At 71.2% G+C, this 21,425-nt stretch carries 17 protein-coding genes and 1 pseudogene; 9 read left to right on the top strand and 9 right to left on the bottom strand.

The features are described 5' to 3' along the window. Positions 1-220: 220 nt before the first annotated feature. From ACTWQE_RS09520 to ACTWQE_RS09500, 5 genes are all read right to left on the bottom strand, one after another. A complete protein-coding gene (locus ACTWQE_RS09520; RefSeq protein WP_443328408.1) occupies positions 221-379 on the bottom strand; it encodes a hypothetical protein in 159 nt (52 codons plus the stop codon). 113 nt (positions 380-492) lie between these two features. Further along, on the bottom strand, positions 493-1,494 hold the full coding sequence (locus tag ACTWQE_RS09515) for a TIGR03842 family LLM class F420-dependent oxidoreductase (RefSeq protein WP_443328407.1): 1,002 nt from the start codon (positions 1,492-1,494) through the stop codon (positions 493-495). 10 nt (positions 1,495-1,504) lie between these two features. Further along, positions 1,505-2,905 carry a dihydropyrimidinase gene (hydA, locus tag ACTWQE_RS09510; protein ID WP_443328406.1) on the bottom strand — a complete coding sequence of 467 codons (1,401 nt, stop codon included), beginning with the start codon at positions 2,903-2,905 and terminating at the stop codon, positions 1,505-1,507. Continuing rightward, complete coding sequence (locus ACTWQE_RS09505; protein ID WP_443328405.1) at positions 2,902-3,075, bottom strand: hypothetical protein; 174 nt, start codon at positions 3,073-3,075, stop codon at positions 2,902-2,904. Before ACTWQE_RS09505 ends, hydA begins: the two co-directional genes overlap by 4 nt. Positions 3,076-3,291: 216 nt before the next feature. Next, positions 3,292-4,143, bottom strand: coding sequence for an SCO6745 family protein (locus ACTWQE_RS09500; RefSeq protein WP_443328404.1), 852 nt, complete (start codon positions 4,141-4,143; stop codon positions 3,292-3,294). A 459-nt stretch (positions 4,144-4,602) separates the two neighbouring features. On the opposite strand from ACTWQE_RS09500, the gene ACTWQE_RS09495 reads away from it, so the two are divergent. From ACTWQE_RS09495 to ACTWQE_RS09460, 8 genes are read left to right on the top strand one after another with little or no spacing between them, the layout of a single operon-like run. Further along, on the top strand, positions 4,603-5,781 hold the full coding sequence (locus ACTWQE_RS09495) for an aromatic ring-hydroxylating oxygenase subunit alpha (RefSeq protein ID WP_443328403.1): 1,179 nt from the start codon (positions 4,603-4,605) through the stop codon (positions 5,779-5,781). Between the two features lie 24 nt (positions 5,782-5,805). After that, entirely contained in the window at positions 5,806-6,570 is a 765-nt protein-coding gene (locus tag ACTWQE_RS09490) for a Phenylacetic acid catabolic protein (protein WP_443328402.1), read from the top strand. After that, positions 6,567-7,733, top strand: coding sequence for a radical SAM protein (locus ACTWQE_RS09485; protein ID WP_443328401.1), 1,167 nt, complete (start codon positions 6,567-6,569; stop codon positions 7,731-7,733). Before ACTWQE_RS09490 ends, ACTWQE_RS09485 begins: the two co-directional genes overlap by 4 nt. Next, positions 7,730-11,803, top strand: coding sequence for a beta-ketoacyl synthase N-terminal-like domain-containing protein (locus tag ACTWQE_RS09480; protein ID WP_443328400.1), 4,074 nt, complete (start codon positions 7,730-7,732; stop codon positions 11,801-11,803). The genes ACTWQE_RS09485 and ACTWQE_RS09480 overlap by 4 nt, the downstream gene beginning before the upstream one ends. A 1-nt stretch (position 11,804) precedes the next feature. Then, positions 11,805-12,119, top strand: coding sequence for an acyl carrier protein (locus ACTWQE_RS09475; RefSeq protein WP_443328399.1), 315 nt, complete (start codon positions 11,805-11,807; stop codon positions 12,117-12,119). After that, complete coding sequence (locus ACTWQE_RS09470; RefSeq protein WP_443328398.1) at positions 12,116-12,826, top strand: thioesterase II family protein; 711 nt, start codon at positions 12,116-12,118, stop codon at positions 12,824-12,826. Before ACTWQE_RS09475 ends, ACTWQE_RS09470 begins: the two co-directional genes overlap by 4 nt. 2 nt (positions 12,827-12,828) lie before the next feature. Further along, positions 12,829-13,980: a ferritin-like domain-containing protein gene (locus tag ACTWQE_RS09465; RefSeq protein ID WP_443328397.1), complete on the top strand. Its 1,152-nt coding sequence runs from the start codon at positions 12,829-12,831 to the stop codon at positions 13,978-13,980. After that, complete coding sequence (locus ACTWQE_RS09460; protein WP_443328396.1) at positions 13,964-14,428, top strand: acyl-CoA thioesterase; 465 nt, start codon at positions 13,964-13,966, stop codon at positions 14,426-14,428. The genes ACTWQE_RS09465 and ACTWQE_RS09460 overlap by 17 nt, the downstream gene beginning before the upstream one ends. Positions 14,429-14,456: 28 nt before the next feature. On the opposite strand, the gene ACTWQE_RS09455 is transcribed toward ACTWQE_RS09460, so the two are convergent. From ACTWQE_RS09455 to ggt, 4 genes and pseudogenes are all read right to left on the bottom strand, one after another. Continuing rightward, on the bottom strand, positions 14,457-15,794 hold the full coding sequence (locus ACTWQE_RS09455; RefSeq protein WP_443328395.1) for an aspartate aminotransferase family protein: 1,338 nt from the start codon (positions 15,792-15,794) through the stop codon (positions 14,457-14,459). Beyond that, the gene (locus ACTWQE_RS09450) at positions 15,791-16,633 is read right to left on the bottom strand and encodes a nitrilase-related carbon-nitrogen hydrolase (protein ID WP_443328394.1); all 843 of its coding nucleotides are present in this window, start codon (positions 16,631-16,633) and stop codon (positions 15,791-15,793) included. Before ACTWQE_RS09450 ends, ACTWQE_RS09455 begins: the two co-directional genes overlap by 4 nt. Before the next feature lie 189 nt (positions 16,634-16,822). Next, complete coding sequence (locus ACTWQE_RS09445) at positions 16,823-18,193, bottom strand: hypothetical protein (protein ID WP_443328393.1); 1,371 nt, start codon at positions 18,191-18,193, stop codon at positions 16,823-16,825. A 274-nt stretch (positions 18,194-18,467) separates the two neighbouring features. After that, positions 18,468-20,309, bottom strand: a pseudogene (ggt, locus tag ACTWQE_RS09440) (gamma-glutamyltransferase). Between the two features lie 110 nt (positions 20,310-20,419). Between ggt and ACTWQE_RS09435 the strand changes: the two are divergent. Then, on the top strand, positions 20,420-21,151 hold the full coding sequence (locus ACTWQE_RS09435; protein ID WP_443328392.1) for a hypothetical protein: 732 nt from the start codon (positions 20,420-20,422) through the stop codon (positions 21,149-21,151). The last annotated feature ends 274 nt before the right edge of the window (positions 21,152-21,425 follow it).

Genomic DNA, 21,425 nt, shown 5'->3' with positions numbered 1-21,425 from the left:
TCGGCGCTCCGAAGCCGACGGCCGGAGATCCGACGGCTGACGGCCGGGCGCCCCCACCGGCCGGCGGGCGGGACGGAGGCACCCCGGTGGGCCGGTCGAGCAGGCGCGCCGATGTCTCCGGCAACCACCCACCCACACGGGCCGGGCACCTCCGCTTTTGATCTGCGGTCAGAGCCGCTGCCGTCCGTCCTCCCGGCCGAGCGGCAGCATCTGCGCCGTGTTACAGCACCACGGCGGCAGCCGGCCCCAGCCCCTCGCCGACTACGGCTGCCGACGGCGAGGGGCCGTCGGTAGTGCCCTCCGGGAGTTCCACCCGGCCGTCGGTGTAGGTGAGTTGGGGGGCGGGACCTGGTCCCCGGGCAGGGGGAGCGTCGGTCATGGAGGGCCGTTCGTTCGCGGGGACGGCGCAGGACAGCGCAGGACCGGGGACGGTAATCGAACGGGCCGTGCGGGGCCGGAGGCGCGGCGGGCCGGGGCGCGCGGCCCAGCGGTTCAGTCGGCGAGTGCGGGGATCACCTGCTCGCCGTACGCGTCGATGGTGGACTCCTTGGCGTCGTGCATGGCGTAGACCGCGAACTGGTCGACGCCCAGTTCGCGGAGGGCCCGGAGCCTGTCGATATGCGCCTGCGCCGGGCCCAGCAGACAGAAGCGGTCCACGATCTCGTCGGGGACGAAGGCCGTGTCCGGATTCCCCGTCCGGCCGTGGTGGCTGTAGTCATAGCCCTGCCGGGCCTCGATGTACTCGGTCAGGGCCTCGGGTACCAGGCCGGAGTGCTCACCGTAGCGGGAGACCAGATCCGCCACATGGTTGCCGACCATGCCGCCGAACCAGCGGCACTGCTCCCGCGCATGGGCCAGGTCGTCCCCGACATAGGCGGGCGCCGCCACGCACATGGTCAGGGAGTCCGGGTCGCGTCCGGCCTCCTCCGCCGCCGTCCGTACGGACCGGATCATCCACTCCGTCAGGAACGGATCGGCGAGCTGAAGGATGAATCCATCGGCCTTCTGCCCGGCGAGCGCCAGAGCCTTGGGTCCGTACGCGGCCATCCAGACCGGCAGCTTCCCGTCCTTCACCCAGGGGATGCGCAGCGGTGTGCCGTCGACGACCGCCTCCCGGCCCTCGGCCAGATCGCGGATGACGGGGATGGCCTCGCCCAGCCGGGCCAGGGTGTTGGGAGGGCGGCCCGCCACCCGCATCGCGGAGTCACCGCGCCCGATGCCGCAGACCGTGCGGTTGCCGTACATGTCGTTGAGGGTGGCGAAGATGGAGGCGGTGACCTCCCAGGTGCGGGTGCCCGGGTTGGTGACCATCGGACCCACGGTGAGCCGGTCGGTGTGCTCCAGGATGCGGCTGTAGATCACGAACGGCTCCTGCCACAGCACGGCGGAGTCGAAGGTCCAGCCGTAGCGGAAGCCGTGGCGCTCGGCACGGCGCATGAGGCCCACGACGGCCGAGGCGGGCGGGTCGGTCTGGAGAACGAGTCCGAAGTCCATGGCACAGCTCCTAGATGAGGTACTGGCAGGTGCCGCGCGGTACGTACAGGCCATGGCCGGCCCGTCCGGTGAACTCCCCCGCGGTGATGACGGGTTCGCCCCGGGAGAGAACGGTCTCCACCCGGCCGGTGACACGCTTGCCCTCGTACGCGGAGTAGTCGACGTTCATATGGTGGGTCTCTGCGGAGACGACCTGCTCGGTGTGCGGGTCGTAGATGACGACATCGGCGTCGGCACCAGGGGCGATGGTGCCCTTGCGCGGGTAGAGGCCGAACATACGGGCGGGTGCTGCGCAGGCGATCTCGATCCAGCGGCGGCGCGAGATATGCCCGTCGACGACGGCCTGGTGCAGCAGGTCCATCCGGTTCTCCACCCCCGGCAGACCGTTGGGGATCTTGGAGAAGTCGCCGCGGCCCAGCTCTTTCTGCCCTGTGAAGCAGAACGGGCAGTGGTCGGTCGAGACCACCTGGAGGTCGTTGGTCCGCAGGCCCCGCCAGAGGGCGGCCTGGTGTTCACGCGGCCGCAGGGGCGTGCTGCACACGTACTTGGCGCCCTCGAAGTCCGGCTCGGCGAGGTTGTCGGTGGACAGGAAGAGGTACTGCGGACAGGTCTCGCCGAAGACGTTGAGGCCCCTGTCGCGGGCATGCGCCAGCTCGGCCACGGCCTCCTCGGCCGATACGTGCACCACGTACAGCGGCGCGCCCGCCACCCGTGCGAGCTGGATGGCCCGGTGGGTGGCCTCGGCTTCCAGCAGCACCTTGCGGACCTCCCCGTGGTAGCGGGGGTCCGTACGGCCTTCTTCCAGGGCCTGTTCGACGAGGACGTCGATCGCGATGCCGTTCTCGGCGTGCATCATGATCAGCCCGCCGTTGGCGGACGAGCGCTGCATGGCGCGGAGGATCTGTCCGTCGTCGCTGTAGAAGACCCCGGGATAGGCCATGAAGAGTTTGAAGGAGGTGACACCCTCGGCCACCAGCAGGTCCATCTCCTTGAGGGTGCCCTCGTGCACATCGGAGAGAATCATGTGGAAGCCGTAGTCGATGGCGCAGTTGGCGTCGGCCTTCGCGTACCAGGCGTCGAGTCCCTCACGCAGGCTGTGGCCCTTGGTCTGCACGGCGAAGTCGACGATGGTCGTGGTCCCGCCCCAGGCGGCCGCGCGGGTTCCGGTCTCGAAGGTGTCGGAGGCAAAGGTGCCGCCGAAGGGCAGCTCCATATGGGTGTGCGCGTCGACGCCGCCCGGGATGACGTACTTCCCGGTGGCGTCGAACGTACGGTCGGCGGTCCAGGTCTGCGCGAACCCACTTCCGTGAGCGGCGAGGGCGGCGATCCGGCCGTCCTCGATGAGGACGTCGGCGTGGGTCTCCTCGGCGGCGGTGACGAGAAGCCCGCCGCGGATGACGGTGCGGGTCATGCTCCCACTCCTTCCAGTTCACTCCCGGCCTTGCGGCGCGCCCCGCGGGGCTCGGGACGGAGGGCGGTACGCGATGGGGTGCCCGCCGGGATGCCCGCGGCGGCCAGGGTCCGCGAAAGCTGGGCGCTCGAGTCGTCCGGCTCCGGCGCGGCGTACGCGGACTCGGGCATGACGACTCCCTCGACAGGGTGTTACGGCAGCTCTACGCAGCTCTACGCCCGTAGAGGCCGACGGTCGTGGAGAAAAACGTAGAAGCGTGTCACCTACTGTGGCAAGCGCTTACGGTCAATCGGGGAAGACGATCACATGTCCCCCATCGAGGGACCCGTCCGGCGCAACGCCGACACCCACGGTCCGGACGGGGCGGGGCCCAGGCGGGGCGCGGCTCAGGCGGGGCGGGGCAGCCCGATCGGGTTGGGGAACGGCAGCACATCCGCGGCCAGGATGGTGTGGACCACGGGCTCCAGTGCGGCGAACAGCGCGTCGGAGGCCGGGTCGGACAGCGGGCGCAGCAGCTGCGCGGCCAGGCGGTCGGTGGTGTCCTCGATCCGCTGCCGCTCCTCGCGGCCGCGGACGGTGGCTTCTCCGTCCGCGTCCAGCAGGGCGCGGGAGCGCAGCCGGTCCCGGGCGGCCTCCCACTCCTCTTCGCTCCAGCCGCGGTCCAGCCGGATGCCGTCCCGGGGGACGCGGTCGGTGGCGGCGGCGAGCCACAGGGCCTCGCAGCCGTCCAGGCCGTGGTCCGCGAGGACGGCGGCATGAGCGTCGCCGCGGAATTCACGCAGGGCGGTGGTGAGCTGCCACAGCTGCTCAACGGGGTCCTCGCGGTCGCACAGCGCGCGGTTGGCGGTGAACAGCGGGCGGGCCACGGCCGGCGCCCGTTCCACCATCTCCAGCATCGGGACGGACAGCTTGACCGCCCGGTCGTCGATGCCCGGGTCGAGAGCGCGCAGGGCCCGCGCGGCGCCGTGCGCACGCTGGTCGATCACCTGCGCCGGGGCCACGGTCTCCCAGGCCGCGGGCAGGGCCCGGGACACCATGCCGGGAGCGAACACGGCGAGCACGGCTGTGGCCGGCGACGGTTCGACGGCGCCCATGGGTGCCGTCCGGGCCGCGAAGTAGCCCATCCAGAAGCCCTTGAGGCCCAGCGATCTGCCCATCGCGCGGCACTGTTCGTCGAAGTAGACGACGGCGTGAAGGGGTTCGGTCCGCAGCCACAGGGTCCGTGCTCTGAGCTCCATGAGCGACAAGGTTACCGTGGGGTACCCAAACCGGGACGCACTACAAACGACCGGTGGTACGGGAACGACGAGAACCAGCCACAAATGGGGGGCCCGGGCGGCACGGCGGTACGGTCCGCCCGCGCGCCGTCGAGGACCGGGCCGACCACGCCCGACCTGCGGTCTCGCAGCGGGAACGCGGCACGTGCGCCGAGGGGTCCGGCGCCGCGACGACAGCGTCGCACAGTTGACCGAAACCGCAAACCGAACGGTTGACGCGGGGATCGCTCGTTGCTGAGACTCGCTGGGACGAGGCCCCCTGCTGCCCATCCATCTGCGACCCGCTGTACGCGCCCGCCATTCTCCGTTTTCCGGCGGCAATTACCGGTATCACCGCGTACACCGAGGAATTTGCGCAACATTCCTGGCGCCACGCACTTCATCACCATCCTTCTCCGCATGTGTCCGAGAGGAGCATTGATGGATCACGCCACCGAAGTTCGCATCATCAATGAGCTGCTGGAATTCGAGGAACAGCGCACCACGGACATGGCCGGCCAGGACCGCGAGCACCACAACCCGGTCGCCGCCTACACCGATCCGGAGCGGCTGGACGCCGAACTCGACCGGATCTGGTACCGCCGCCCGATGGCCGTCGCCCATATCGCAGAGTTCCCGTCCGCCGGTTCCTTCAAAACCCTCGAAGTGGGCAAGGTCCCGATTCTTGTGGTGCGGGGGAAGGACGACCGCATCCGGGCCTTTGTGAACGTCTGCCGGCATCGCGGCACGGTTCTCGTCGAGGACGAATGCGGAAAAGCCAACGCGTTCGCGTGTCCGTACCATGCCTGGACCTTCGGACAGGACGGCGCGCTCCGGCACGTCCCGGATGACTTCGGATTCCCCGGTGTCGCCGCCGACAAGAGCGAGTTCGGCCTGCGTGAGCTCTGGTCGCAGGTGCATGCGGGGTTCGTCTACGTGCAGGCGGACGGGAACGCTCCGGAGCACGAGCTGGTGGACTGGCTGGACGAGGTCGGGAGCGACCTCCAGGGCCTGGGCCTCGACGACTATGTGGCTCTGGCGCCCTCGACGGTCCGGCACCCGGTCAACTGGAAGCTGCCCTTCGACATCTTCCTGGAGAACTACCACACCAAGTTCACGCACCGGTCCACCATTTACCCGGTGTTCCTGTCGAATGTGGCGAAGTTCGATGCCTTCGGGCCGCACATCCGCTGTGTACTTCCGCGGCGTGAGATCACCGAGCTGCGTCATATCGACGAGAGCAAATGGGATCTGGTCGAGCAGTCGACGCTGCTCTATGTCGTCTGGCCGAACACGATGATCGCGGTGCTTCCCGAACACGCCGCCGTCTGGCATGTGTACCCGGACGGCGTCGGTCACACCAGGATGAATTTCTACGCGCTGGTCGCCCGGCGTCTCTATGAATCCGAGTCGGAGAAGGAGACCTGGGAGAAGAGCCTGAAGGTCGTCCAGAAGGTCAAGCGGGAGGACGCCGAGCGCTTCCTCTCCATCCAGCGCGGGCTGGATTCCGGAGCCAATCCGGCTCTGACCTTCGGGCGCTACGAGAAGGCCATCGCCTGGTTCCACCAGAGCATCGAGGCGGCGATCACCGAAGCGCCCGCCCCATCCTCCACCCACTGAACGGCCCAGAGGGAGACGACGCACATGTCGCAGACGACTGCCGAGCCCGTACCCGTGGTGGAGACCCCCGAGGAATTCCACCGGATGCCCGAGGAGTACCGGGAGCTGGCCATCCACCAGATGATGGTCCACACCGAGGGTGAACTGTCCGGTGCGGACGACTACCTGCAGATCTTCTTTCCCATCGCGCCCAGCGCCTACGAGCGCAAGGTGTGCTGTGAGCGTGCGGCCGAGGAGGTCGACCACTACATGATCGGCGCCGCGGTCCTCGAGGGGCTGGGGATCAACACCGATCACATGCTCGACCAGAAGCTGCTGGACCGCGGGCTGTACGCCTCCCCCGCCATCCACAACATCAAGACGTGGACGCAGCGCGCCCTGTTCTCCTTCATCGGCGAGGACGCGGTGCTGGACCACATCAAGGAGATGGCGCAGAGCAGCTACCGGCCGTGGGCCGACTCCTTCGACAAGGTCATTCGCGACGAGCACGTCCACGTCGGCCACGGCCGCCGGATCGTACGCGAGATCATGCGCAAGGAGGGCGGGCACGAGGAGGTGCAGGCCACGCTGAACAAGATGTGGCCCTTCATCCTCAGCCTGTTCGGCAGGGACGACTCCCGCCGCTCGCCCCTGTACGTGCGGTGGGGCCTGCGGCAGCGCAGCAACGCCGAGGCCCGGAGCGCCTTCGTGGCCCGGATCGTCCCCGAACTCGCCCGTATGGGGCTGACCGTCCCCGCGACGCCCGCTCCGCCCGCGCCCGCCCAGCCGGAAGGCACCTCACACGTATGAAGCAGGACGTCACCATCGCTCCGTCCCCCACCCGCTCCGCGGCGGCCCCCGGCCTGACCGGCTGGGGGCGGCGCATGCGGGAGCTCCTCGCCGCCGACCCCGAGCTCCGGGAACGCTTCGACGCCGTACGCCGCTACGCCGCCGGAATCCGGGTCTCCGAGTACCACCTGACCAACGCCTGCAACATCCGCTGCAAGGGCTGCTGGTTCTTCACCTACGAGTTCCAGAAGTCGGCGAAGGAGAACACCAGCGTCGCCGACCTGAGGAGCTTCGTCTCCGCCGAGGTGGCCCGCGGCGTCAACGCGGCCCTGCTCATCGGCGGCGAACCGACCCTCTTTGCCGACCGGATAGCCGTCTACCGCGAGGCCATGCCGTATGTGACGATCTCCACCAACGGTCTGAAGCCACTGCCCCGTTCCGGCTTCGAGGACATCACGGTCGCCATCTCCCTCTTCGGCGGCGGGCCGCTCGACGACGAGCTGCGGGCCATCCGCCCCAACGGCCGCCGCTTCACCGACCTGTTCGACACGGCGCTGGAGAACTACCGTGACGATCCGCGGGCGGGCTTCATCTACGCGCTGTCCGAGGACGGCATCGAGTACATCGAGGAGACCGTCCGCCGCATCCGCGACAACGGCAACCGACTGCACTTCAACTTCTACAGCAGCTACGACTCCAACGACCCCCTGTATGTCGCACGCACCCGTGAACTGCTCGCCGAGGCGCTGCGGGTGCAGGCGAAGTACCCCGAGACGGTGATCAGCCACCCGTACTCCATCGAGGTCATGATCACCGGCCGCAGCCACTGGGCGGACTTCGGGTACGAGGTGTGCCCGAGCATCAGTTCCGGCAACCCCGTCCACGCCTCCCGTATCAGCAACGGCAATCCCGTGCTCCCCAAGTTCAACACCTGGGCCGCGGATCTGGAGACCGTCCACTTCTGCTGCACCAGCGGGCACTGCGACTCCTGCCGGGACAGCCAGGCCGTGTTCAGCTGGCTGATGGTCAGCCCGCACCACTTCCTGGAGTCCACGGACCAGTTGTGGACCTGGGTGCACATCGCGGAGAGCTACTGGAGCCAGTTCTACTGGTCGCCCTTCCACCCCGAGAAGCTGCGGGAATCGGGCACTCCCGTCCGTACGGCCCTCGGGGAGGGCGCGTGAGCGGATCGGGCTGGAGCATCCCCGACCATGCCGCCGACCGCCGCACACCTGTGTCCAGTCTGGTGGACATGGCCCGGATACGGGCCGCGAGCACTCCCGGCCGGACCGGCTACGTCCTGCACCATCCGACCGAGCACGGCGAGGAGGAACAGCACCTCACCTATGGGGAGCTGGACACCCGCGCCCGCTGTGTGGCGGCAGGACTGCTCGACGGCGGCCGGCCGGCCGGCCGCCGTGCCGTACTGCTCTACCCGCCGCCGTCGGCCGACTACATCGCCGCGTTCTTCGGATGCCTGTATGCGGGCGTGCTGCCGGTGCCCGCCTACCCGCCCCAGGGGCCGGACCAGTGGGCGTCCTTGACCGCCACCATCCGCGACTGCGGAGCCGAGCTGGTGTGCACCACGGCCGACCTGGCGCAGTGGGTCACCGACGCGCTGGCCGCGGCCGGGGCCACCGGGCTACGGGTGATCGCCACCGACCGGCTCACCGACCCCGCGGCCGAGGACCGGCTCGCCCGCCCGCAGGCGGAGTCCACCGCCTTCCTGCAGTACACCTCCGGCAGCACCGGGCATCCGAAGGGCGTGGTCGTCCGCCACGGCAATCTGCTGGCCAACCTGGAGGTGATCGACTCCGCGTTCGGCCACACCGCCGAATCGACCGGGGTCATCTGGCTGCCGCCGTACCACGACATGGGTCTCATCGGCGGCATCCTCACCCCGCTGTACCGCGGCTTCCCCGTACACCTCAGCTCGCCGCTCGCCTTCCTCCGGGATCCGCTGTCCTGGCTGCGCCTGGTGTCCCGGACGGGGGCGACCACGAGCGGCGGGCCGGACTTCGCCTATGCGCTGTGCGCCCGCAAGGCGCGGTCCGAGGATCTCGAGGGCCTGGATCTGAGCGCCTGGCAGGTGGCGTTCAACGGGGCCGAGATGCTGCGCCCGCAGACCCTGGACGCGTTCACCGGGACCTTCGGCCCGGCGGGGTTCCGCCGGAAGGCCTTCCTCGCCTGTTACGGCATGGCCGAATGCACCCTGATGGCTGCCGGGACACCCGCCCGCCGGGAGCCGCTGGTCGTCCCCGGCCGGCAGGAGGTGGCGAGCGGGGAGCCGCGCGGCCACGACGTCCGCATCGTGGATCCGGCCGAGCGGCGCGTGGCCGCCGACGGCGAGGAGGGGGAGATCTGGCTGCGCGGGCCCAGCGTGGCCGCCGGGTACTGGGGGCGGCCCGAGGAGAGCCAGGAGGTGTTCGGCGCCCGGCTCGCCGACGGCAGCGGCCCCTACCTCCGCACGGGCGACCTGGGCTATCTGCACGACGGGCAGCTGGTGGTGATCGGCCGGATCAAGGACCTGATCATCGTCCGCGGCCGCAACGTCGCACCGGCGGCGGTGGAGGCGGCGGCGTGGCGTGCCGCGCCCCTGCTGCGGCCCGGCTGCGCTGCCGCCTTCGCCCGGGAGGGAGTCCACGGCGAGGAAGTGACGGTGGTGGCCGAAGCACGCCGCCCCGACCTCTCGGAGGAGCAACTCGCCGACACGGCACGGCAGGTGCGCGCCGCCGTGTCCGCCGCTTGCGGTGTGAGCCTCCGCCTCGCCGTGATCGTGCCCCCGGGCGCGGTGCCCAAGACCAGCAGCGGCAAGGTGCGCCGCTCACTGTGCCGCGATGTGCTGCGCAGAGCGGCGCTGAAGGAACTGCACCGGACGGACTTCGGCGCCGGCGGGCAGACCCGCACGGCGCCGGGGCCGGGGCCGGTGGAGCCCGTGGAATCCGTGGACCCCCTGGAGCCCGTGGAGTCCGGGGAGTCCGGGGAGTCCGCCGGTGTGCGTCCGCAGCCGTCGGTGCCGGACACCGTGGCGGAGGCGGTGGCGGCCGTCCTCACGGTGCCCGCCGACACGGTCGACCGCGATCTTCCCTGGACGGAACTCGGGCTGGACTCCCTCGGCACGGTCGAGGTCGCCGCCCTCGTACAGGACCGGCTCGCCCAGGAGGTCCCGGCCGGCCTGCTCTTCGACCAGCCCACCGTCAACGGCCTCGCGACGGAGCTGCGACGCCGCGCGGCGGTCGCGGAGGGGAGGGCGACGGAGGAGGTGCCCGGACCGGTGGCGAAGGGGCACGGACGGGTCGCGGATCCGGCCGAGCCCATCGCTGTCGTCGGCGTCGCGTGCCGGTTCCCCGGCGGGGCCCACCACGCGGACGCGTTCTGGGAGCTGGTGCGCGGCGGCCGGAACGCCACCGGCGAACTCCCCCCGGAACGACGCGAGTTGCTCGGCCTGCGGGACGGCGAGTGGCCCTCCCTGCGGCTCGGCGCGCTCGACGGCGTCGAGTGCTTCGACGCCCCGCTGTTCGAGGTGAGCGCACCCGAGGCCCGCGCCATGGACCCACAGCACCGTCTGCTGCTGGAGGCGACATGGGCCGCGCTGGAGGATTCCGGGTTCGCCCCGCGGTCCCTGCGCGGCTCCCGCACCGGGGTCTATGTGGGGATCTCCTCGGCGGACTACGCACGCGTCGCCGAACAGGGCAGACTCTCCCGGTTCACCGGTGTCGGGGCGAGCCCGGCGGCGGCCGCCGGACGCGTCTCGTACCATCTGGGCTTCCGCGGCCCCAGCGTGGCCTTCGACACCGCCTGCTCGTCCTCGCTCACCGCCGTCCACCTCGCGGTCCAGGCGCTGCGCCGCGGCGAGTGCGAGCGGGCCGCCGTCGGCGGGGTGAACCTGGTGCTCGACAGCCGGCCGACCGAGGCGCTGGAACGGCTCGGGGTGCTCTCCCCCAGCGGCAGGTGCCGGCCCTTCGACGGCTCGGCCGACGGTTACGTACGCGGCGAAGGCTGCGGGGTGGCCGTACTCGTCCGGCTGTCCGACGCGCGGCGCCAGGGACTGCCGGTCCGCGCCGTCATCCGGGGCAGCGCCCTGAACCACAACGGTCCCGGCAACGGGATCACCGCTCCCTCGGGCCTCGCCCAGCGCGAGGTCATCACCGACGCGCTGCGCGACGCCGGGCTGCACCCGTCCCGTATCGGCTATCTGGAGGCACACGGCTCCGCGACCCCGCTCGGCGACGCCATCGAACTGGCGGCGGCGGGTGCGGTGTACGGGGACGCGCGGCCGGAGGGAGAGGTGCTGCGGATCGGGTCGGTCAAGGCGTCCATCGGTCATCTGGAGGCCGCGGCCGGTATCGCGGGGCTGATCAAGACCGTGCTCGCGCTGGAACACGCCGAGTTCCCGCCCCTGCCGCTGACGGCCGGACCCACCGCGAAGGCGGACTGGGCCGGCAGCCGGCTGGCCGTGGCGAGCGAGCCGCTGGACTGGCCGCGGGGCGGCACCGCACGCGCCGCGGGCGTCAGTTCCTTCGGATTCAGCGGCACCAATGTCCATGTCGTCCTGGAGGAGGCCCCACCGCGGGAACGGTCGCCGGAGCGGCCCGGCCGACGGGTGATCGTCCCCGTATCCGCCCGGACGGACGAGGCGTTGCGGGAGGCGGTCGCCCGGCTCGCCGAGGCCCTGAGCGGCTGCGGGCCGGACCGGGCGGCACCGGACCCGGCGGCATGGGACCTGACGGCGGTGGCCGGTACGTTGAGCGAACACCGCACCGGATTCCCGCGTCGCGCCGCCTTCCATGCCGCGTCCCTGCCCGAGCTGCTCGGAAAGCTCGAGAAGTGGCTCACCGACCCGCCCCCGCCCACCGCCGCGATCCCGGCCCCCGACCCCCGCGTGACCCTCACCACCCACACCGACTCCAGGCCCCGCGCTGGGCAGGCGCCGAGCGTCCGCGCCGTGGCCGCGACGCTCCGCGGCTGGGGCGTGCCGATCCGCGTCGAGGACCGGCCCGGGGAGGAGGAGACCACCCCGGGGCCCGCCGGCCGTCAACAGATCACGCGCGCCCACTTCCCCTCCGCTCCCGGCACCCAACCCTCCGTCCCTCTGGACCTGGTGGACCTCGAATCGCTGTTCACCGCTGCCTGCGTTCACCACGTCCTCGGTGGCGATCTGCGGCTGCGCGCGATCAACGGGGAGCCCACGCACCGGGTCCGGCTCCCCTCCTATCCCTTCGAGAAGCGCCGTTACTGGATCGACGGAGGTTGATGTGACTGCTGCCGCATTGTTGACGACCCTTCAGGAAGAGGCGCTGGCCCTGGACCCGGACGCGGTCCGACGAGCCGCCCTGGACTATCTCATCGCCCTGATCCGTGAGGGCCTGGAGCTCGACGCCACCGAACCGGTGCCCGACGACCGGCCCATCGGCGAATTGGGCGTGGACTCCCTGCTCGCCCTGGAGATCGGCGACCGCATCGCCGGGGACATCGGGGTCCATCTGAGCGCCGAGACCCTCGCGGACCAGCCGACCCTGCTGGGGCTGGCCGAGCTGCTGGCCCGCGAATTGCCCGCCCGGCCCGCATGACCACGCTCTTCTGCGTACCGTACGCCGGCGGCACCGGGCTGGCCTATGCCCGGCTCCACCGCTCGGCCGGGCCCGGCCTGCGGCTGGTGGGGCTGGATCTGCCGGGCCGGGGACAGCTGCGCCGTGAGCCCCCGGCCACCACCGTCCCGGCGGCGGTGGCCGCCCTCGCCGCGCAGGTCCGGCTCTCTCTGGGGTCGGAGCCGGTACGCCGCTACGGCGTGCTCGGGCACAGCTTCGGTGCGCTGCTCGCTCACCGGCTGGTGGCGGAGCTGGCCGCGACGGAGCCGGAATCCCCCGCCCGGCTGGTGGTCTCCTGCTGCCCGCCACCGCATCTGCTCGGGCAGCTGGACGGCAGTACCGACGCTCTGCTGGCCGCGGCTGCCCGGGCGCTGCGGAAGACCCTCCCCGCGGGGCCGGCCGCCACCGAGCCTGCCGCTGTCATGGCAGCGGGCCGTCTGGATCTGGCGCTGCTGGAGGGAGAGTCACCGGGCGAACCACCCGTGGTCGACGTACCGGTGCTCGGCCTGTACGGCACCGACGACCCCTTCCGCCCCGGCGAGACGATGGGCGGATGGCAGCGGTGGACCACGGCGGAGTTCTCCCTGCGGCCCGTGCCCGGGGGCCATTTCTGCTTCCGGGAGCACCCGGCCCCGTACCTCGAGGCGCTGCACAGCACGCTGGCGACACAGACCGGAAGCCGAGGATGACGATGGATATGCACACGGTGGAGCTGACGGACGCCGAAGCGCCGACCCTTCAGGTGCCGGCCACCGGAGAAGCCCGGATGACCTGGGAATACGACGTCAGCGACGAGCGTTTGATGGCGCTCTACCAGCGGGGCAAGGAGCGGCAGTGGGATGCGGCGAGCCGCATCCCCTGGGAGTTGGAGGTCGACCGCGGCAATCCGCTGGGTCAGCCGGAGAAGCTGCTGCCGATATACGGTTCCCGCACCTGGGAGCGGTTCGGCCACGACCGGCGTTTTGTCTCCGATCTCTTTCTGCACACCACGGCCTGGCAGTTCAGCCAGTTCCTCCACGGTGAGCAGGGTGCTCTGGTGTGCGCCTCGCGGATCGTGGAGACGGTGCCGGATCTGGAGTCGAAGTTCTACGCCAGCACCCAGGTGGTCGACGAGGCGCGGCACATGGAGGCGTACTCCCGGTTCGTCAACGACAAGCTCGGACTCCTCTATCCGATCAATCCCGCCCTGCGTGAACTGCTGGAGCAGACGCTCGCCGACTCCCGGTGGGACATGCCGTATCTGGGCATGCAGGTGCTCATCGAGGGCTTGGCGCTTGCCGCGTTCGGGCTGCTGCGCGATGCGACGGCCGGCGGTACGGCTCCGCTGCCGCACGCCCTTCTGGCGTATGTGATGCAGGACGAGGCCCGCCATGTCGCCTTCGGACGGCTGTCGTTGCGCAGGCTCTACGGGGAGTTGTCCAGCGCCGAGCTGAAGGACCGGCAGGAGTTCGTCATCGAGGGGTCCCGGCTGCTGTTCCGGAGGTTCCGCGGCGACGAGATGTGGGAGGCCCTGGGGCTCGACCGGGCGGACTGTGTGGCCACGGTCGAGAGCTCACCGTCGATGAGGGCGTTCCGCAGTCTGCTGTTCAGCCGGGTGGTACCGGCGCTGCGCGACATCGGCCTGTGGAGCGAGCAGGTGGCGGCTGCCTACGAGCAGCTTGGGCTGGTCGAGTACGCGACGTACGACCTGGACGCGCTGATGGCCAGGGACGAGAATATCGCGCGGACGGCGGAGCGCGAACAGCGTGAACTGACCGTGCGCAAAGCCCAGGTGGCCGAGACCATCGCCGTGGGAGCGACGGCCGGCCGCGGCGGGGACACCACGGATGACACGGAGGACTGACCCGGTGCCGGAGTCGACCAACCACGACCTGTCGCGCTTCCGCTGCGTGACGCGCTTCGATGTGCCCTTCCACGCCGTGGACATGCTCGGACACGTCAACAGCGTGGCGTATCTGCGGTGGGCGGAGAGCGCCCGTGCCACGTACCAGATCGATGTCCTCAAGGAAGAGGTCGACGGCCCCCGCGGGTTCGTGGTGGGCCGGATCGCGTTCGAGTACTTCCAGCCGCTCCGCTTCCGCGATCCGGTCTGCGTGGGCATCCGGATCTCCCGGCTCGGCGGCAAGTCGTTCGACTTCGAGTACGCGGTGTGGCGTGAGGGCGACGGTGCCCTGGCGGCGACCGGGACCTCCGCCATGATCGCCTACAACGCCGTCGACGAGCACTCCATCCCCGTCCCGCAGGCGTGGCGGGACGCGGTGGAGGCCTTCGAGGCCGCCCAGGACGCCTGAGGGGGGCGGGCCGGGCCGGCCCGCGGGGTCAGGGCAGAAGCTCCCCCTCCGTCTCGGACTGCACGCGCTGGAGGGCCGCTCCGAGCATCTCCGCGCCTTCCTCGGCCTCGGCGATGCTCAGGCTGAGCGGCGGGGCGATGCGCAGGGCGTTGCCCTCGCGGCCTCCCTTGCCGATGAGCAGCCCGTTCTCCCGGGCGTATTCGAGGGCGAGGGTCGCGGCGTGCGGCGAGGGGGAGCCGTCGGCGTCGATCAGCTCGATACCGATCATCAGGCCGCGGCCGCGCACCTCCCGGACGACCGGGAGCCCGGCGGCGACGGCTCGCAGCCGTTCGATCAGCAGTCCCCCGACGCGCCGGGCGTTGCGCTGGAGGTCGTGTTCCAGCAGATAGGCGAGGTTGGCCAGGCCCGCGGCCATGGTGACCGGGCTGCCGCCGAAGGTGGAGATGGAGTTGGCGTCGAGGCAGTTCATCACCTCGGCGCGGGCGACGACGCCGCCGATGGACATGCCGTTGCCGATGCCCTTGGCGAAGGTGAGCATGTCCGGCGGCCCGTTCCGGCCGTGGGCCTGCCAGCCCCAGAAGTGTTCGCCGGTCCTGCCCCATCCGGTCTGCACCTCGTCCGAGATCCAGAGGATGCCGTGCTGCTGGAGCACCTCGCGGAAGGCGGCGAACAGTCCGTCGGGCGGGGCGGTGAACCCTCCGACACCCTGGACCGGTTCGGCGATCAGCGCCGCGACCGAGCGGTGCTGGGTCTGGCCGAGCATGTCCTCCAGGTCGGCGACGCAGGCCTCGACGAACTGCGCGTCGGACAGCTGGGCGAACGGGCCGCGCGTGCGGATGCCGCCGTGCAGATAGAGCGTCTGGAGCGGGGACAGGCCGGTGGGCGACCAGGCGGCGTTGCCGGTGATGCCCACGGTGGAGAAGGAGCGGCCGTGGTAGCTGTTGCGCATCGCCAGAATCTGGTTCGACCGCCGGAAGGTGGTGGCGAGCAGCAGCGCGGCGTCGTTCGCCTCGGTGCCGGAGGTGGTGAAGAAGACCCGTGCGTCCGGGATGCCGGAGAGAGCGGCGATGCGCTCGGCCAGCTCCACCATGGGGCGGTTGAGGTAGAGCGTGGAGGTGTGGATGATGCGCCCGGCCTGCTCGGTGACGGCCTTGGTGACCTCGGGCAGGGCGTGGGCGGTCATGGTGGTGAGGATGCCGCCGAAGAAGTCGAGATAGCGGTTGCCCTCGGCGTCCCACACGTGGCGGCCCTCGCCATGGGTGAGCTCCAGGGGATCGCGGTAGTAGAGGGCGAGCCAGTCGGGCATCACGGACCGGTGGTGGCCCAGCAGCGCCTGGTGGGAGGAGGACGGGGGCAGGGAGGTCATGGCTGCACCAGGCCTTCGTAGGCGTCGGGGCGCCGGTCGCGGTAGAACGCCCACTGTTGGCGGACCTCGTCGATCAGGTCGAAGTCCAGGTCCCGGACGACGAGTTCCTCCGCCTTGTCGCTGGCGACCTCGCCGACGAACCGGCCCCGCGGGTCGACGAAGTAGCTGGTGCCGTAGAAGTCGTTGTCGCCGTACTCCTCCTGCCCGACACGGTTGATCGCGGCGATGAAGTACTCGTTGGCCACGGCCGCGGCGGGCTGCTCCAGCTGCCACAGGTAGGCGGACAGGCCGCGGGAGGTGGCGGACGGGTTGTAGACGAGCTGCGCCCCGTTCAGGCCCAGCTGCCGCCAGCCCTCGGGAAAGTGACGGTCGTAGCAGATGTAGACGCCGACCTTGCCGACGGCGGTGTCGAAGACGGGCCAGCCCAGATTCCCCGGTTTGAAGTAGTACTTCTCCCAGAAGCCCTTGACCTGCGGGATGTGGTGTTTGCGATAGGTGCCCAGGACGGTGCCGTCGGCATCGATCACGGCTGCGGTGTTGTAGTAGAAGCCGGACTGCTCGACCTCGAAGACGGGGACGACGAGCACCATGCCCGTCTCGCGTGCGAGGTTCCGCATCCGGCGGATGGTGGGGCCGTCGGGCACGGGCTCGGCCCACCGGTAGTGCTCGGGGTCCTGGACCTGGCAGAAGTACGGGGCGTTGAAGACCTCTTGGAAGCCGATCACTCCGGCGCCCTGGCGGGCGGCTTCCCGGGCATGCTCCTCATGCTTCTCGATCATGGACTCGGTATCGCCGGTCCAGGAGGCCTGGACCAGTGCGGCGCGGACGACATGGGCCATGAGGTGCTCCTTCACTGCGCTGTGCGGGGCGGGAAATCCCGCTCCCCGCTGACGTCGGAGAGCCTCTACGCACGTAGACGCAGAACGTAGATGGAACGTAAGCCCCGTCACGCACCGTGGCAAGACCATCGCCGTCACGCGGCGCAGTCGATCAGGGTTTCCTACCGCAACGGGCCACAGCGGGACGGGTCAGGCCACACCGGGCGCTCCGGGGAGGCCGGCCATCCGCAGGGCGTGGGCCAGGCCCCGGTGACAGTGCCGGGACACCGCGTCGGCGGCGGTCAGCAGCAGCGGTACGAGCGCCCCGGGGTCACTCTCCGCCACCCGCGCCGCCTCCTCGGCCGTACGGGTGCGCAGCAGCGCGGCGAGCACGATCTCCGCCTCGGAGGCACGGCTCGTGGAGTGGAGGGCGAGGACGGTGCCCGCGACCTCGGGCGCCGGGCGGGCCACGGCCTGGCGCAGCAGCACGCCGCAGTCCTCGGTCCGTCCCGCGTCCGTGAGCGCCGCGGCCGTGGCGGCCAGAGCGGGCGGCGGCAGGCAGGCCGCCTCCCACAGGAGGGTCGCCACATCGGCGGCGAGCCCGGCGCCTTCGAGCCCGGCGAGGAGCAGCGGCAAGCGCTCGGCCGGGCCCGCCGCGGCCTCGCAGAGCACGATGTACGCCTCTCCGCTCCGGCCGGAGGCGCGGAGGGAGGCGAGCCGTTCGACGGTCTCGACCGTCTCGCGCCGGGCCGCGGCACCGGCTTCGGGGCCGGCCTTCCGCGGTGCTGCATCGGCGCGGGCGGCTCGCGGTGCGGCATCGGCGCGGGCCGCTCGCTTCGGTGCCCGCGGGGCGCGCGGGGCCCGCTCCTCCTCCGCGGCGTCGTACGCTCCGGCGAAGCGGGCACCGCGCGGCTTGGCGGGAGCGGGGGCAGGTGCGGGGGCGGGTGCTTCGGGGACCACGGGGGCGGCGGGCGCGAGGTCCTCGGCGACGTCGTCGAGCCCCGCGAACCGGGCTCCCCTCAAGGGTGCGGCGGGCGCGGCGGTCGGCCGCTCGTCGGGTGGCGGCTCCGCCCGGTCCAGTACCGCGAGGCGGGCCCGGATCTCCTCGCAGCGGGCGGTCGCCCGCTCGAGGTCGTCGCGGGCCCAGGCCAGATCCGTGGCCAAGCCCTCGGAGTCCGACGGTGGTACTCCGCCACTGGAGGCCAGGGCCGCCGACAACTCCCGTTCGCGCGCGGCCGCGTACTGCCGTTCCCGGAGCATCACATCGAGCCGGTCCTGCAGCGCGTCACGGCCTCCGCCGCGGAGGTCGTGGGCCGCGACCGAAGCCCGGTGCAGCCGCTCGGCGCGGAGACGCTCCCCTTCGGAGGCCGAGGGGCCGTGACGTACGGCCACGTCCTGGAGGAGGGCGTCGACGACGTCCCAGGGCAGCACCTCACGGCCCTCCAGACACGCCCGGATGCCCTCGGGATCGCGCTGGGCGAAGACCCCGTACCAGCCCGACTCCGGATCGAGCGCTTCCAGCAGTGTCTGCAGATAGTCCGCGAACTCCGCGACTTCTTCGGGGAGTTGCCCGTCCAGCATTGCCCGCCCCTCTCCCCTGGGCCGGGGGAGCCCCGGGGTCTGCAAGGCATTCGACACCCGTCGTGTTAGGCGGGAGTGACGACTGTGCTACGGGCAGTTTTCAGAAGCCGCACAGTTGACGGACGCCATGGGTGCACGGTGAGTCGTATACGACGGCTCGGCGGCGCGCCGCCCCTACGGAGGACCCTGCGTGACCCGCCCTGATGGCCGTCCCCGCGGGGCTTCGGCCGCCCGTGCGGGGTTACGGCTGTCCCTGCGGGGTTGCTGGGCCGCGTTACGGCCGCCCGTGCGGGGCCACCACCATCGCGGCGCCCCCGCCTCTGCGGGTCTTTTCCGCGGCGGCGAGCCAGCGGCCGTCCGGCAGGCGCTGCACTCCTGTGGCGGCCCCGATTTCCGGGTTCAGTTTGAACACATGGCCGAGCGCTTCGAGCCGGGGCCTCAGCGGGCTGTTCCACAGGCCCGGCTCGAGTTCGGTGGTGGCCGCGTTGCGCTGGCTGGCACGCGGGGCGGCGATCGCGTCGACCAGCGGCAGGCCCCGGTCCAGATGGCCGGTCAGGGTCTGCAGCACCGTGGTGATGATGGTGGCGCCGCCCGGAGAGCCCACGGCCAGCACCGGCTTCCCGCCGTCGAGCACGATCGTGGGGGACATCGAGGAGCGCGGCCGCTTGCCCGGACCGGGCAGGTTCGGGTCGTGCACGGCCGGGTCCGCGGGGGCGAAGGAGAAGTCGGTCAGCTCGTTGTTGAGCAGGAAACCCCGGCCCGGCACGGTGATGCCGCTGCCGCCGGTCTGCTCGATGGTGAGGGTGTAGGCGACGAGATTGCCCCACTTGTCGGCCACCGTCAGATGTGTGGTGTTCTCACCCTCGTACGTCGTCGGCGCGGCGTTGCCTCCGCTGTCGCAGCCGCGGCCGGGCTTCCGCGGGTCGCCCGGTGCGACAGGGCTCGTAAGCACCGCGTCGTCCTTGATCAGGCACTCCCGGGCATCGGCGAACCGCTGCGACAGCAGCCCCTACGTGGGAACGTCCTCGAAGGCCGGGTCGCCGACCCACCGGCCCCGGTCGGCGAACGCGATCCGGCTCGCCTCGATGAACCGGTGCAGATAGGCCTGGTCGCTCAGCCGGGAAAGACCCGTGCGCTCCAGGATGTTGAGCGCCTCGGCGACCGTCGTACCTCCGGAGGAGGAGGGCGCCATGCCGTGGACGTCCAGCCCCCGGTAGGACGTCCGGCTGGGGGCCTGGGCCTTCGTCGCGTACGCCCGCAGGTCGGACTCCTTCAGGTCGCCCGGCCGCACCACGCGCCGCGCTCCGGGCGCCACGGGCGGTTTGCGCACCGTACGGACGATGTCGCGGGCCAACTCCCCCTTGTAGAGGGAGTCCGCACCCTCCTTCCGCAGCCGGGCATAGGTCCGCGCCAGATCCGGGTTGGTGAAGGCCGAGCCGACCACCGGCAGGGCGCCGCCCGGGAGGAACAGCTCCGCGCTCGCCGGGAAGTCCCGGAACCGCGCCTCGTTGTCGGCGGTCTGCTGCCGGAAGGTCTCATCGACGGTGAAGCCGTCACGGGCGAGCCGTTCGGCGGGCTTCAGCACCTGGCCGAGGGACTTGCTGCCCCAGGCGTCCAGCGCCGCCTCCCAGGTGGCGGGCGTACCGGGGGTGCCGACGCCCAACCCGCTGGTGACGGCCTCGGCGAACGGTACCGGCTTGCCGTTCTCCAGGAAGAGGTCCTCGTCCGCGCTGCGCGGCGCGGTTTCGCGGCCGTCGATCGTACGGACCGTGCGGTGCTTCGCGTCGTAGTGGACGAAGTAGCCTCCGCCGCCGACACCCGCCGAGTACGGCTCGGTGACGCCCAGGGCCGCCGCGGTGGCGACGGCCGCGTCCACCGCGTTGCCGCCGTGCTCGAGCACCTCGATACCGGCTGCCGACGCGTCCGGGTCCACGCTGGAGACGGCGCCGCCGTGCCCCACCGCGACCGGCGACTTGGCGGGCGTACGGGCCTCGCTCCCGCCGGAGGGTGCCGGCGGGGCCGCGGCGGCGAGGGACGCCACGGCGGCGGTGACGGCGAGCAGGGAGATCTTCCGTGCGGCGGCTGTGCGAACGGGACGAGGGCCACGACGCGTCATCCATACCTCCACAGAGCGGCAGTTCCGGCAGCCTAACGGCGCCGTGTCGGCTCCGTCAGCATCTCCACCGGTTTCGAACACCGGTCCGTGCACCGCTACGATCCCCGGCCATGAACGACGACGTGCGCAATATCGTCCTCGGCGTGATCGCCACCGGAGTCGCCGCGGCGATCGGCTGGTTCACCCGTACGTACCTGTGGCGGCGCAAGCTCCGCCGCAAGCAGCGCTTCTTCGGGCTGCCGGACAACTCCGCATGCCTCCTGGTGATCAACCGCCATGTGAGCGGCGGGGACTGGAGCGTCGCCCGGCGCGATGTCTTCGCCCTGCTGGAGCTCTCCGCCCTCATCAAGGACTGCGGCGCACATCCGGAGGTGGTGGCCCATGACGCGGCCCAGCAGGGGTTCGGCGAGCGCACCGAGATATGTCTGGGCGGGCCCGTGTCGAACCACCGTATGGCCGCCCATCTGCAATCGCTGCTGCCCGGCGTCAGGGTGAACACGGACGACGAGCCCGGACCGGACCGCGGGGCCTTCCAGATCGGCAGCGAGCAGTACCGGATGGAGCGCGGCTCGGTGGAGTACGTCCTGCTGGCCCGGCTGACCGCGGGACAGGAGGCGCGTCCGGTCTTCCTCGCCTGCGGCCAGGCGTCCAACGCCAACCACGCCGCGGCCCGTTATCTCGCACGCCACCACGCCAAGCTGGCCCGTAAGCACGGAGGCAACACCTTCTGTCTGCTGCTGAAGGTCGTCAACTCCCAGGCGTACGGACCCGATGTGGTCGAGCTCGTCGCCGATGTCACCCGCGCCGCCACCACCCCGGCCCCCGCTGCCCGCACCTCGTAGTGCTGTGACCGGGAAGGGTTGCCGGGAAGCTCGCGGCGTCCGGTGCGGTGCATCGCACGGCGGTGGGGGTGCCCCCGGACGGAGTCCGGGGGAGATCGCCCTCGTACTGGGCATACCCGGGCGACTCCGACAACGCAGCGTGGGGGCACTCCCCCAGCCTTCGGCCGGGGGGAGCCCAACCCAGCGGTAGCTGGGGGAGTGCCGTGCCGGGCGTCGCGAGCCGGTGAACCTTCCCGGTCACAGCACCAGCACCGGGCGAACGGCCGACACGGCC

The sequence above is a fragment of the Streptomyces sp. 8N706 genome (assembly GCF_052245415.1).
Lineage (GTDB): Bacteria > Actinomycetota > Actinomycetes > Streptomycetales > Streptomycetaceae > Streptomyces.
The sequence above is the reverse complement of the archived record's forward strand: the minus strand, read 5'-3'. Positions and strand labels throughout refer to the sequence as shown.